The following is a 13,033-nucleotide window of genomic DNA, read 5'->3' on the forward strand; positions in this document are numbered from 1 at the left end:
TCGACGGGCCGCTTTCCTTGGTGGACTTCGTAAGGTCGCTACATGACCGTTTTGGACGAGGCTGTAGATTCCGGGAGCGAGCCCACCGACGCGCGCGGGCGCGTCGCCGAACTGCACGAGATCCGTGCGCGGGCCCTGGCCGGCCCCAGCGAGAAGGCGACCGAGGCGCAGCATGCCAAGGGCAAGCTGACCGCCCGGGAGCGCATCGAGCTGCTCCTGGACCCGGGGTCCTTCCAGGAGGTCGAGCAGCTGCGCCGGCACCGGGCGACCGGGTTCGGCCTGGAGGCCAGGAAGCCGTACACCGACGGTGTGATCACCGGCTGGGGCACGGTGGAAGGCCGTACGGTCTTCGTCTACGCCCATGACTTCCGCATCTTCGGCGGCGCCCTCGGCGAGGCCCACGCCACGAAGATCCACAAGATCATGGACATGGCCATCGCGGCGGGTGCGCCGCTGGTCTCCCTCAACGACGGCGCCGGCGCCCGTATCCAGGAGGGCGTCAGCGCGCTCGCGGGATACGGCGGCATCTTCCAGCGCAACACCAAGGCGTCCGGCGTCATCCCGCAGATCAGCGTGATGCTCGGCCCGTGCGCGGGCGGCGCGGCCTACAGCCCCGCCCTCACGGACTTCGTGTTCATGGTGCGTGAGACGTCCCAGATGTTCATCACGGGCCCGGACGTGGTCAAGGCCGTCACGGGCGAGGAGATCACCCAGAACGGCCTGGGCGGCGCCGACGTGCACGCCGAGACCTCCGGTGTCTGCCACTTCGCGTACGACGACGAGGAGACGTGCATCGCCGAGGTGCGCTACCTGCTGTCGCTGCTCCCGCAGAACAACCGGGAGAACCCGCCGCGGGTCGAGTCCACGGACGCCGTGGACCGCCGCAGCGACGTCCTGCTGGACCTCGTCCCGGCGGACGGCAACCGTCCGTACGACATGGCCAAGGTCATCGAGGAGATCGTCGACGACGGCGAGTACCTGGAGGTCCACGAGCGCTGGGCGCGCAACATCATCTGCGCGCTGGCCCGGCTGGACGGCCAGGTGGTGGGCATCATCGCCAACCAGCCGCAGACTCTCGCCGGGGTCCTGGACATCGAGGCGTCGGAAAAAGCTGCGCGCTTTGTCCAGATGTGTGACGCTTTTAACATTCCGTTGATGACGTTCCTGGACGTCCCGGGGTTCCTTCCCGGTGTCGACCAGGAGCACGGCGGAATCATCCGCCACGGTGCGAAGCTGCTGTACGCCTACTGCAACGCGACCGTGCCGCGGATCTCGCTGATCCTGCGCAAGGCGTACGGAGGTGCCTACATCGTCATGGACAGCCAGTCCATCGGGGCGGACCTCACCTATGCCTGGCCGACCAACGAGATCGCCGTGATGGGCGCAGAGGGTGCCGCCAACGTCATCTTCCGCCGTCAGATCGCGGGCGCGGAGGACCCGGAGGCCATGCGGGCGCGGATGGTCAAGGAATACAAGTCCGAGCTCATGCACCCGTACTACGCGGCGGAGCGGGGCCTGGTGGACGACGTCATCGACCCGGCACAGACACGCGAGGTCCTGATCAAGTCCCTGGCGATGCTCCAGTCCAAGCACGCGGACCTGCCCGCCCGCAAGCACGGCAACCCCCCGCAGTAACCGAGCGGATCCATCGCGGCAACCCCGCGGACCCCTCTCTCAGGAGACTGACACCCATGAACGCTCCCGACATCCGCGTCGAGAAGGGCCACGCAGAGCCGGAGGAAGTCGCCGCCATCACGGCCGTCCTCCTGGCCCGTGCGGCCACCCAGCCGCCCGCCGCCTCGCCGGCCCACCGGGGCCGCGCCAGGGCCGGCTGGCGCCGCCTGGAGCGCGAGCCCGGCTTCCGGGCACCGCACAGCTGGCACGGCTAGGCTTCGCCACCCAACAGTCCGAGAAGGGCCCCTCCGCGATGGAGGGGCCCTTCTCGGTGCACAGGGAAAAAAGATATCCCCGCACCCCCCCAAGGGGCGCGGGGAACCGCGTGAGCGACCACATACGAGCCGCGGACGGCACGGAAGCCGTGCCCGGCGGCGCGTTACCGCAACCGAGCCATCAGCGCGTGCTCGACCAGGGTGATCAGCGTGGACTTCGCATCGGCCCGGTGTCTCGCGTCCGTCGTGATGATCGGGGTGTCCGGGCCGATCTGGAGTGCCTCGCGGACCTCCTCGGGGTTGTACGGCTGGTTGCCGTCGAAGCCGTTCAGCGCGATCACGAAGGGCAGGCCCGAGTTCTCGAAGTAGTCGACCGCGGGGAAGCAGTCGGCCAGGCGGCGGGTGTCGACGAGGACGACGGCGCCGATGGCGCCGCGGACCAGGTCGTCCCACATGAACCAGAAGCGGTCCTGGCCGGGGGTACCGAAGAGGTACAGGATCAGGTCCTGGTCCAGGGTGATGCGGCCGAAGTCCATGGCCACCGTGGTGGTGGTCTTGTCCCCGGTGTGGGTGAGGTCGTCGATGCCCGCCGAAGCAGACGTCATGACGGCCTCCGTGCGCAGCGGGTTGATCTCCGAGACGGCGCCGACGAACGTGGTCTTGCCCACGCCGAAGCCGCCCGCCACCACGATCTTCGCGGAGGTGGTGGAGCGGGAAGGACCGCCGCTAGAGCTTGCGAAGTCCACTGAGCACCCTTTCGAGCAGTGTCACGTCTGGCTGGCCGCCGGCGTTCTCGGCGCCGCCGGGCTGATGGATGGCGACCAGGCCCGCCTCCGCCAAGTCGGCGACGAGGATCCTGGCCACGCCGAGAGGGATCGTCAGGAGCGCCGAGATCTCGGCCACCGACTTGATCTCCCGGCAGAGGTTGCAGATCCGCTGATGCTCGGGCAGCTGGCCCTGCATCTGGTGCGGCTGCGCGGTGGTGTGCACCAGCGCCTCGATGGCGAGCTGGTAGCGCGGCCTGGTGCGCCCGCCCGTCATGGCGTAGGGACGCACCAGAGGGTTGTTCGACGAGCCGGCGGGTGCCGGCTCGGGGGAGCGGCGCTGCGGCTGCACGGGCTGGATGCGCGGCGCCGGCGGCTGGTCGTACGGCGACGGGCCGGGCCCCTGAGGTTGGTACGGCTGACGCCGCGGGCTCGGTGCGGAGGGGAAGTTGTACCGGTTCTGTTCGCCCTGGCCCTGGCCGGGGCCATAGGACCAGTTACCCGCGGGCGAACCGCCTGGGGGTGTTGCCACGTTCTTTCCTCCTCCGACTGCGCCGGGCACCCATCCCTGTGGAAGCCGCGTCCCGAAACCTTACGGTGCCGGGACGCCAATACACACCGTTCGTCTGTTAGTTGAGAAGGCTTCCCTGGAGCTCCGCGCGGAGGTCCGGGGTCAGGACCGTACCGGCACGGTCGACCAGGAGGGCCATCTCATACCCAATGAGGCCGATGTCCGCCTCCGGGTGCGCCAGAACCGCGAGCGACGAACCGTCGGAGATGGACATGATGAAGAGGAATCCCCGCTCCATCTCCACAACCGTCTGGTTCACACTGCCGCCCTCGAAGATGCGGGAGGCGCCCGCGGTCAGCGAGGTCAGACCGGAGGCGACGGCCGCCAGTTGGTCGGCGCGATCGCGCGGGAAGCCTTCGGACATCGCCAGAAGGAGTCCGTCGGCGGAGACCACCACCGTGTGGGACACCCCCGGGGTGTTGTCCACGAAGTTGGTGATCAACCAGTTCAGGTTCTGTGCCGCCTGGCTCATCGGGCTCACACTAACGCTCCTGGTTGTAGGTGCTGTCAGGACCGAAGCCCTGGCCGTTCGTTTCACTGCCTGCGCTGCGTCCGCGTTGGACGCCTCGACGCAGGTTGCTCAGCCTGCCCCGGACATCCTCCGGGGCACGGGAGACCTGCGGGCCTCCCTGCGGGGTCGTTTCCGCGGCGCCCTCGATCAGGTTCGCCTTGGGTACCCGCCGAGGCAGACCGGAAGAGGTGACCCCGCCCGCCTTGGGCTTCCGGAGCTGCGACGCCTGCTGCCACCGCTGGTCGTTCGCGGAGCGCCACTGGTCGCCCGTCTCCGTGGCCGCCGGTGGATCCTGCGACACGGGCTGCTGCCGGTCGGCGGTGCCGTTCGCGGTGGAGCCGCGGCGGGGCAGTCCGGCGTCGGTCAGCTGGTGGCCGGAGGAGGGGGTCGGTCCAGGACGGTCGAAGCCTACGCGGTCCCGCTCACTCTCGTCAGCGGCCTGCGTGGATTCCGTTTCCGGAGCGTAATCGGCGCGGTAGCCGTTCTGGTAGTCGCCCGGCTTCGACCAGTCGCCCTGGTAGGGCGACTCGCTGAAAGCCGAGAACGTTCCCGAAGCGGTGTCCTGGTCCGCCGAGTGGTTCTCCTGGACCGGCTCCGCATAGCCGGGCTCCGGGTAGCCGCCGGACGGGAAGCCCTCGCTCTGCGGCAGGCCGCCGTTCGGCGAGAAGTACTGCTCCTCGTAAGCAGTCCGGCGGGGCTCCTCGTACGCCGTCTGCTGGTCGTAGGCGGCGCGCTGGTCGCCGTACGCGTGCTGCCCGTTGTCGTACGGCTGCCGGCCGTTGTCGTACGCCTGCCGGCCGTTGTCGTACGGCTGCTGCCCGTTGTCGTAGGCGGTCTGCCGCGTCTCCAGGCCCTCCTGGTACGCGGAGGCCTCCTGCTCCTCCTGCGGCCTGCTGTGCCCCTGTGCCTGGGCCTCCAGGGCCGCGCGGCGTTCCTCGCGCATCAGCGAGCGGCCGACGGGGTTCAGTCCGCGGACGTCGTCAGGGACCTCGGAGTAGCGGCTGTCGTCGAAGCCGAGCTCGGCGGCCGTCCGCATGGGCTGCGACGACCCGAAGTCCTCACCCCGGAACTGCTGCTCGGGGATGATCTGCGACACGGTGAACTCGTCGCGCTCCAGCGGCTGCTCGCCGCCACCGCCGTGGGTGATGGCGTCCGGCAGCATGACCAGCGAGGTGGTGCCCGCCTGCTCACCGGAGGGGCGCAGCTGGACCCGGATGCCGTGCCGGTCGGACAGCCGGCCGACCACGAACAGGCCCATGCGCTGCGAGATCGCGGCGTCGACGGTCGGCGGGTTGGCCAGCTTGTGGTTGATGTCCGCGAAGTCCTCGGCCGTCAGGCCGATGCCCTTGTCGTGGATCTCGATCATGATCCGGCCGTCGGGCAGGCGGGTGGCGGTCACCCGGACCTTGGTCTGCGGCGAGGAGAACGTCGTGGCGTTCTCCAGCAGCTCGGCGAGCAGGTGCACGAGGTCCGTCACGGCGCGGCCGTGGATCTCGGCCTCCGGGACACCGGACAGCTCGATGCGCTCGTACTGCTCCACCTCGGAGGAGGCGGCGCGGAGCACGTCGACCAGCGGGACCGGCTGGTCCCAGCGGCGGCCGGGCTCCTCGCCGGCGAGGACGAGGAGGTTCTCGCCGTTGCGCCGCATACGGGTGGCGAGGTGGTCCAGCCGGAAGAGGTTCTCGAGCTGGTCCGGGTCGGCCTCGTTGTTCTCCAGGTCGGTGATCAGGGTCAGCTGGCCCTCGATCAGCGACTGGTTGCGGCGCGAGAGGTTGGTGAAGATCGCGTTGATGTTGCCCCGCAGCAGGGCCTGCTCGGCGGCGAGCCGGACGGCCTCGCGGTGGACCTGGTCGAAGGCGCGGGCGACCTCGCCGATCTCGTCCGTGGAGGATATCGGGATCGGCGTGACGCGGGTGTCGACGCGGCCCGGGTCGGTCCGCGAGAGCTGGTCGACCAGCATCGGCAGCCGCTGCTCGGCGACGCCGAAGGCGGCGTTGCGCAGCTGGCGCATCGAGCGGCTCATCTGGCGGGCCATGAGGCCGGCGATGATGAACGCGGCGAGCAGGGCCACGACGACGATGGCGCCGGTGATGAACGCGGACGTCTTGGCGTCGTCGGCGATGGCCGAGGCGTCCGACACGGCCTTGTCGGCGAGGTCCGACTCGATCTGACGGTAGGCGTCGTACTTGAGGGTGTTCACCGCCCACCAGTTCTCGGGGGTGACGCCCTGCTGCGCGAGCGCGGCGACGGCCGCCTGGTTCGGGGCCGGCAGGATGGCGAGCGCCGAGACCATGTTCGTTGCGGGGTCGGACGTGGGGGCGGACGGCGGCGGCACGTACGTCTTGCCCTGGGACTGCGCCTTGGCGGCCGCCTCCTGGGCCAGGGCCTTGCCGTCCGCCTGCAGCTTCGTCTTGGCCTCTTCCAGTTTCCTGGCGTCCGCCGCGGTACCGCCGCCGAGGTACTCCTCGACGGCGATGCCCTCGAGGTAGGCGTACGAGGAGAGGGCGACGCGCTGCTTGGCGAGGTTCTTGGCGTCGGGGCCTGGCTGGATCAGCAGGTGCATACCGATCGAGCGCTCCAGCGAGAGCGCGGCCTTGGTGAGCGAGATGGCGTAGACGGTGCGGCCGTAGCTGGTGATGTTGCCGGTGCCGAGCCCGAGCTCGTTGGCGAACTCCATCAGCGGGTGGGCGACCGCGACGTAACCCTCTTCCGTCTGCACGCCCTTGCGCTTGGAGGTGTATGCCTCCTGGCGCAGTGTCGGCAGATTCTGCTCCGCCGTGCGGAAGATGGCGAGGCGGCGCTCCAGGCCGGATTTGTGCGGCATGTTCTGGGCGGCCTGGTCGAAGGCGTCGGCAGCCTTGTCGGTGGCGGCCCGGACCTGGCGGACGATCGGGTCCTTCTCGCCCTTGCTGCCCGGTTTCAGCAGGGGTGCCGCGGACGCGTCGCGCTCCTGGTAGAGCGCGTCGGCGTAGCTCAGCGACGCCTGCACCAGCCGGGCGGTGTTCTCGGCGTCCCTGGCCTGGTTCCAGGTGTCGATCGAGCTCTTCACCTGGAAGCCGCCCATGACGAGGCCGACCAGCACGGGTATGAGCAGGATCGCGTTCAGCCTGGTCGGCACGCGCCAGTTGCGCGGGGAGAAGGGGCTGCCGCTGGGCGGGAGAGCCGTTGGCTCCGGGCCGGGCACTTGTGCGGGTGCCGCTCCGCGCGGCGGCGGGGTGAAGTTGCCCCGCGCCGACGGCTCGGGACTGTTCTTGCTTCGCCTCACTCGACCAACAACCTCTCGGCGACGGCACCTACGTCGTGCCGCGGTGTCTCCAGAGCCCTGTCTCCGACCTGTACGTCCTTGACTAATGGGCAGTTCAGGCATTCCAGCACGTCGACCTGCGCGATTCCAAACACTCGGAAGTGAGTATTCCATCCGGTGTAAGCCCCAGATAAAACGGTCATAAAGAGCGAGCCCCGCCAAAAGGCGGGGCTTTTGTGAGCGCAGCGACACCGACCGACCGCGACGCGTGGCGATACCACTGGATTTCTCTGTCGAAACGTTATGAACAGCGGGGCCGACCGTGTCAAACGCCACAGTCGGCTCCCGCATATGTACGACAACTGCCGTATGGTGCCGACGACTTGATCTACCGCAGACGGGCCATGAGGGCGTGTTCGACCAGGGTGATCAGGGCACTCTTGGCGTCCGCGCGGTGGCGGGCGTCGGTGGTGATGATCGGCGCGTCCGGGCCGATCTGGAGTGCCTCGCGCACTTCGTCGGGCGTGTAGGGCTGGTGCCCGTCGAAGCCGTTGAGGGCGATGACGAAGGGCAGGCCCGAGTTCTCGAAGTAGTCGACCGCGGGGAAGCAGTCGGCCAGGCGGCGGGTGTCGACGAGGACGACGGCGCCGATGGCGCCGCGGACCAGGTCGTCCCACATGAACCAGAAGCGGTCCTGGCCGGGGGTACCGAAGAGGTACAGGATCAGGTCCTGGTCCAGGGTGATGCGGCCGAAGTCCATGGCCACCGTGGTGGTGGTCTTGTCCCCGGTGTGGGTGAGGTCGTCGATGCCCGCCGAAGCAGACGTCATGACGGCCTCCGTGCGCAGCGGGTTGATCTCCGAGACGGCGCCGACGAACGTGGTCTTGCCCACGCCGAAGCCGCCCGCCACCACGATCTTCGCGGAGGTGGTCGCCCGACCTCCGTCAGAGCTTGCGAAGTCCACTGAGCACCCTTTCGAGCAGTGTCACGTCCGGCGCGCCGCCGTTGTTCTCGTCGCCACCAGGCTGGTGGATCGCGACGAGACCGGCCTCCGCCAGGTCCGCGACGAGGATCCGGGCCACACCGAGCGGCATGGCGAGGAGTGCCGACACCTCGGCCACCGACTTCACCTCACGGCACAGGTGGCAGATCCGCTGGTGCTCCGGCAACAGTCCCATCAGCTGGGCCGGGTCGGCCGTCGTGCTGATCAGCGCCTCGATGGCGAGCTGGTAGCGCGGCCGGGTCCGGCCGCCGGTCATCGCGTACGGACGTACCAGCGGCTGGTCGCCCTCGTCCCCGTACGGCTCGGCGTACGGATCATGATGGGCGGTGGGCGGGGTCATGAATCCTCCGGGCGGGACAGCAAGTCGGTCAGTCGTGCCGTCTGACGGGGCCGGTGGGGGGATTGTGGCGGCCGGACGGTGATTTGGTGAGGTGGGTGGTACCGGGTCCTATCAGTGGAGCAGACTGCCCTGGAGTTCGGCGCGCAGGTCGGGCGTGAGGACCGCGCCCGCGCGGTCCACCAGGAGCGCCATTTCGTAGCCGACGAGGCCGATGTCGCACTCGGGGTGGGAGAGCACGGCCAGCGACGAGCCGTCCGAGATGGACATGAGGAACAGGAATCCGCGTTCCATCTCGACGACCGTCTGCGCCACGGTGCCCCCCTCGAAGATCCGGGAGGCCCCGGCCGTCAGCGAGGTGAGTCCGGAGGCGACGGCCGCCAGTTGGTCGGCGCGATCGCGGGGGAAGCCCTCCGACAGCGCCAGGAGGAGTCCGTCGGCGGACACGACGACGGTGTGGGACACCCCGGGGGTGTTGTCCACGAAGTTGGTGATCAACCAGTTGAGGTTCTGTGCCGCCTGGCTCATCGGGCTCAACTAACGCTCCTGCTGGTGAGTGGGGCTGGGGAAGCTGCCGGTCTGGCCGGTACCGGCCTGGCGACCCTGAGCGATGCCCCGTCGAAGGTTGGTCAGCCGGCCACGTACGTCATCGGGCGCACGCGAGACCTGCGGACCGGTTTGGTGCTGTTGCTGCTGGGCCGTGCCCGGCACGAGGTTCGCGCGCGGGACCCGGCGCGGCAGGCCGGAGGTGGTGATACCGCCTGCGGCGGGCTGCCGCACGCGCTCGGCCTGGCGGACGAGCTCGTCGTTCGGTGAGGTGCGCCAGGCCGGCGTGGCGGCCGGACGCTGGGGTGCCGCGGGTGCCTGCGGCTGCGGGGCCGGGGCCGCGGGGCCGGGGCCCTGCTGCTGTCCCTGTCCGCCGCGGAACCAGTTCGTCTCGAGCGTGTCGTACAGCGGAGTACGCCCGTCGCCCGGGCCCGGCGCCGGCGGCAGCGCTTCGGGCTCCTGACGGCGCGGAGGCTGCTGCTGCGGGCGCTGCTGGGCCGGCGGCAGGGACGCGCCGTAGCCGTCGCCCACCGCCTGCGGCCGCTCGAACTGGCCGGTGGTGGAGGGGTCCTGGCGGTTTCCGTACCCGGGGGCGGCGAACTGGCCGGTGCCGGAGGCGTCGTAGCCCGGCGCGGGGAACTGGCCGGTGGCGGCCGGGTTCTGGGCGCGGCCCGGGACCGGGAACTGTCCGGTGTCCTGGGAGCGGCCTTGGACCGGGAACTGGCCCGTTCCCTGACCGTGGTCCGCGTTGCGGAACCTGCCCGTGGCGGCACCCTGGTTCGTGCCGCCGAAGACGTCGGAGCGGACGAACTGGCCGCCGCCCTGCGGCGCGCCCGCCCCGGGGTGCGACGTGGTGCCGAACTCGGGGGCGGCACCGGGTCCCTGGCGGTCGTCGATGCGTGGCATGGGGGAGGTCGCGGACAGCGCGTCCGGCTCCTCGTGGCCGCGCGGGGAGTCCAGCGAGGCACGCGGCACCGACGGCTGCGCGTTCTCGTCGCTCCAGCTCGGGGTGCGCTGCTGCGGGCTGCCACCGGGCAGCTCGGCCCGCGCACCGCCACGGCCGGGCAGCTGCGGACGGCGCCGCCCACCGCGTTCCTTGGGCTGCTTCTGCTGAGGCTTCTGCTTCTGCTGGGACTGCTGCGGAGTGCCCGCGGAGCCGTCCTCGCCGAAGCCCGCCGGGCGTGTGCCGGAGCCGCCGTCGCCGAATCCGCCCTGACGGGAGCCGGGCTCCTGGAACGACGGGGCCGTCTGCGAGCCCTGCCCGAAGGCACCGGCGCCCGCTCCCGCCGGGGCCGGCCGGCCCTGCTGCGGTGAGGAGGGGCCCTGTGGTCCGCCGTGACGACCGCCGGGCGCGGTGCCGGGCAGCGCGGCACGCGGACCCTGTCCGGGGCCCACCTGCCCGCGTTGCGGGGCGGCGCCCACTCCGGGGCCGCCGGACGAACCGGTACCGAAGGACGAACCGCTCTGCTGGGCCTGGCGACGGGCCGCGGCCGCGCCCGCGGCGGCCTGCGCGGCGGCCGGACCGCCCGAGGAGGGCGCGCCCGGCTTGCCCGGAGCGGGCTTCTTGCCGCCCTGGGCGACGTCGACCGGGAGCATGACCAGCGCCGTCGTACCACCGGAGTCGGACGGCCGCAGCTGGATGCGGATGCCGTGGCGCTGCGACAGACGACCGACCACGAACAGACCCATGCGCCGGGACACCGAGACGTCCACGGTGGGCGGCGAGGCGAGCCGCTCGTTGATCTGGGCGAGGTCCTCGGGGGACAGACCGATACCCGTGTCGTGGATCTCGATCAGGACGCGGCCGTCGGGCAGCGCGTGACCGGTGACCTTGACCTTGGTCTGCGGCGAGGAGAAGGAGGTGGCGTTCTCGAGCAGCTCGGCGAGCAGGTGCACGAGGTCGTTGACGACCCGCCCGGCGACCTCGGTGGTCGGGACCGCGGCCAGCTCGATGCGCTCGTACTGCTCCACCTCGGACGCGGCGGCGCGGAGCACGTCGACCAGCGGGACCGGGCGGGTCCAGCGGCGGCCGGGCTCCTCACCGGCGAGGACGAGGAGGTTCTCACCGTTACGGCGCATACGCGTCGCGAGGTGGTCGAGCTTGAACAGCGAGGACAGCTGGTCCGGGTCGGCCTCGCGTGACTCCAGTTCGGAGATCAGCGACAGCTGGCGCTGGATCAGACCCTGGGAGCGGCGCGAGAGGTTGGTGAACATCGCGTTGACGTTGCCCCGCAGCAGGGCCTGCTCGGCGGCGAGGCGGACCGCCTCGCGGTGCACGTCGTCGAAGGCCGCGGCCACCTGGCCGATCTCGTCCCGGGAGTGCACACCGACCGACACCACGGACGTGTCGACGTCCTGCGGGTCGGACTCGGACAGCTGCTTGACCAGCTCGGGCAGGCGGTCCTGGGCGACCTTGGTCGCGGTCTCCTGAAGACGGCGCAGCGAGCGGATCATGGAGCGGGCCACGACGAAGGCGCCGACGAGGGAGACACCGAGGACGAGCAGGATCAGCGCACCGGAGATGATCGCCTCGCGCTGCGAGGCGCTCTTCAGCTCGCGGGCCTTCTGCTCCATCTGCTCGAGCAGCGTGCCCTCGATCTTCTTCATCTGCTCGACCTTGGTCGAGTCGTCGTCGACCCAGTCCTTGTACGAGCGCTTGTCCTGGTTGCGCATGCCGGACGCGCTCTTCAGCACGCGGCTGGCGTACTGGTCGGCGGCCTCGATCGTCGGGCTGCCCTGGTCGATCGGCTTCGTCAGGTCCTCGGCGCCGTCGCCGTAGATGCTGCGGAAGCTGTCCAGCTCGGAGTCCTGGCTCTCCAGGGCCGACAGGGCGTACTGGCGGTCGTTCTCGGAGAGCTTGCCGAACGAGTCGATGTTCGCGGGCAGCGCGGCCGCGATCACCGCGCGCTGCATGGAGGCGTACTCCTTGGCGGTGGAGAAGGCCGCCAGTGCGCGGGTGCGCTGGATCATCTCCGGGTTGCTGGTGGCCTCCGCCATGTCCTGGGAGAGGCTGAGCAGCTGGGTGATCAGACGGTGGTAGGCCTCGACCGTCTGCGTGGAGTTACGCGGGTCCTTGTAGGCGCCGGCCCGGATGGCGCTGAGGTTGTTCAGCTCGCTCGCGATGCCGACGACGCTGTCGCGGACACCGGAGAGCTGGCCGTTGTCGGAGGCGTCGCCGATCTCCTGGGTGCCCTCCAGGAAGGAGGAGCGGGCGCGGTTGGTCTTGTCGCGGACGCCCTTGACCGTGAAGTCGGACGTCGTGGCGCCGTGGGCGAGCGGACCGGCGGACTGGTCGCGCTCCTCCTGGAGCGCGGCGGCCAGCTGGGTCGCCTGCTTGGTCATGTCCGTCAGCAGCTTCATGTTGTCGAGCTGCTGGATCTGGTCCATGTTGTCGCTGATGCGCAGGGCACCGAGCGAGGTGGCGGCGACCACGGGGAGCGCGAGCAGCGACACCAGACGCGTGGAGATGCGCCAGTTGCGCAGCGCCACGCGCGGGCCTGGGTCGAGCGGTGTGGTGCTCTTGGGCGGTGCCGGGGGAGTGGGTGCCGTCGGACCCCCGGGCGCGCTCGCGCGCCGGGGCCGTTCGGTACCGCTGCCGGACGGCGCCGGTCCCGGCTTCTGGGCGTGCTGGGGGGAGGAACCGCGGTCGGTCCCGCCGTGCGGCTCCGGCTCGGCCGAAGCGCTGCCATCCCTCTTGAAACGTCCCTGCACTAGCGTCGCAACCTCTGGACCAGGCGCCCCTCCGCGTGAGCGGCGGGACGGTGTCGGCGTTGTGAGAGGCGTCCTGAATACGCCCCCCGGGTGGTCGTGAGTGACCGGCGCTGGCTCCCCCTCCCCGCCGCTGCTCGGCGCTGCGTTGCGCCCCCTGCGCGCCGGTGCGATCCCGCGGCGGTCCGTGGAATTCCAGCACAGTGCCGGATCTCCAACAAGGCCAACGGGTGAGGCTGTGACCACCGTGACACGTTGTGAGGGACACGTCACGAGGGGTAGAAAATGATCTCGTACATAACGGGCGTATGCGTACGAGCCATTGAGTGCCGCCGGGTGTCCCAGTCGCCATGATCAGGAGCGGAATGCAGGCTTCAGTGGAGCAATGTCCGTTTTGACGAGGCCTGTTGGCTGTCTGAATTGAGTCTTTTGTCTGCGGCCCCGTGAGCAAACTCACACC

The 13,033-nt window shown here is 70.2% G+C and carries 10 protein-coding genes; 2 read left to right on the forward strand and 8 right to left on the reverse strand.

Features of this window, described 5'->3' with window-relative positions; all coding sequences use genetic code 11:
- Positions 1–42 precede the first annotated feature (42 nt).
- Positions 43–1,635, forward strand: coding sequence for an acyl-CoA carboxylase subunit beta (locus tag ABZ823_RS14905; RefSeq protein ID WP_361658995.1), 1,593 nt, complete (start codon positions 43–45; stop codon positions 1,633–1,635).
- A gap of 56 nt (positions 1,636–1,691) precedes the next feature.
- On the forward strand, positions 1,692–1,889 hold the full coding sequence (locus ABZ823_RS14910) for an acyl-CoA carboxylase subunit epsilon (protein ID WP_361658998.1): 198 nt from the start codon (positions 1,692–1,694) through the stop codon (positions 1,887–1,889).
- A 164-nt stretch (positions 1,890–2,053) separates the two neighbouring features.
- On the opposite strand, the gene ABZ823_RS14915 is transcribed toward ABZ823_RS14910, so the two are convergent.
- From ABZ823_RS14915 to ABZ823_RS14950, 8 genes are all read right to left on the reverse strand, one after another.
- Positions 2,054–2,635, reverse strand: a complete 582-nt coding sequence (locus ABZ823_RS14915; protein WP_270081481.1) for an ATP/GTP-binding protein — start codon at positions 2,633–2,635, stop codon at positions 2,054–2,056.
- Complete coding sequence (locus ABZ823_RS14920) at positions 2,616–3,185, reverse strand: DUF742 domain-containing protein (protein WP_361659001.1); 570 nt, start codon at positions 3,183–3,185, stop codon at positions 2,616–2,618. The genes ABZ823_RS14915 and ABZ823_RS14920 overlap by 20 nt, the downstream gene beginning before the upstream one ends.
- Positions 3,186–3,282: 97 nt before the next feature.
- Positions 3,283–3,696 (reverse strand): roadblock/LC7 domain-containing protein, encoded by a 414-nt coding sequence (locus ABZ823_RS14925; protein WP_004983065.1) that lies wholly within the window; start codon positions 3,694–3,696, stop codon positions 3,283–3,285.
- A gap of 10 nt (positions 3,697–3,706) precedes the next feature.
- Positions 3,707–7,000: a nitrate- and nitrite sensing domain-containing protein gene (locus tag ABZ823_RS14930; RefSeq protein WP_361659004.1), complete on the reverse strand. Its 3,294-nt coding sequence runs from the start codon at positions 6,998–7,000 to the stop codon at positions 3,707–3,709.
- 367 nt (positions 7,001–7,367) lie between these two features.
- Positions 7,368–7,943, reverse strand: a complete 576-nt coding sequence (locus ABZ823_RS14935; protein WP_055614002.1) for an ATP/GTP-binding protein — start codon at positions 7,941–7,943, stop codon at positions 7,368–7,370.
- The gene (locus ABZ823_RS14940) at positions 7,924–8,322 is read right to left on the reverse strand and encodes a DUF742 domain-containing protein (protein WP_055493544.1); all 399 of its coding nucleotides are present in this window, start codon (positions 8,320–8,322) and stop codon (positions 7,924–7,926) included. Before ABZ823_RS14940 ends, ABZ823_RS14935 begins: the two co-directional genes overlap by 20 nt.
- Positions 8,323–8,433: 111 nt before the next feature.
- Positions 8,434–8,847 (reverse strand): roadblock/LC7 domain-containing protein, encoded by a 414-nt coding sequence (locus ABZ823_RS14945; RefSeq protein WP_037764993.1) that lies wholly within the window; start codon positions 8,845–8,847, stop codon positions 8,434–8,436.
- 9 nt (positions 8,848–8,856) lie between these two features.
- A complete protein-coding gene (locus ABZ823_RS14950; RefSeq protein ID WP_361659008.1) occupies positions 8,857–12,576 on the reverse strand; it encodes a nitrate- and nitrite sensing domain-containing protein in 3,720 nt (1,239 codons plus the stop codon).
- Between the last annotated feature and the right edge of the window lie 457 nt (positions 12,577–13,033).

Source organism: Streptomyces sp. NPDC047079, assembly GCF_040643755.1.
Lineage (GTDB): Bacteria > Actinomycetota > Actinomycetes > Streptomycetales > Streptomycetaceae > Streptomyces.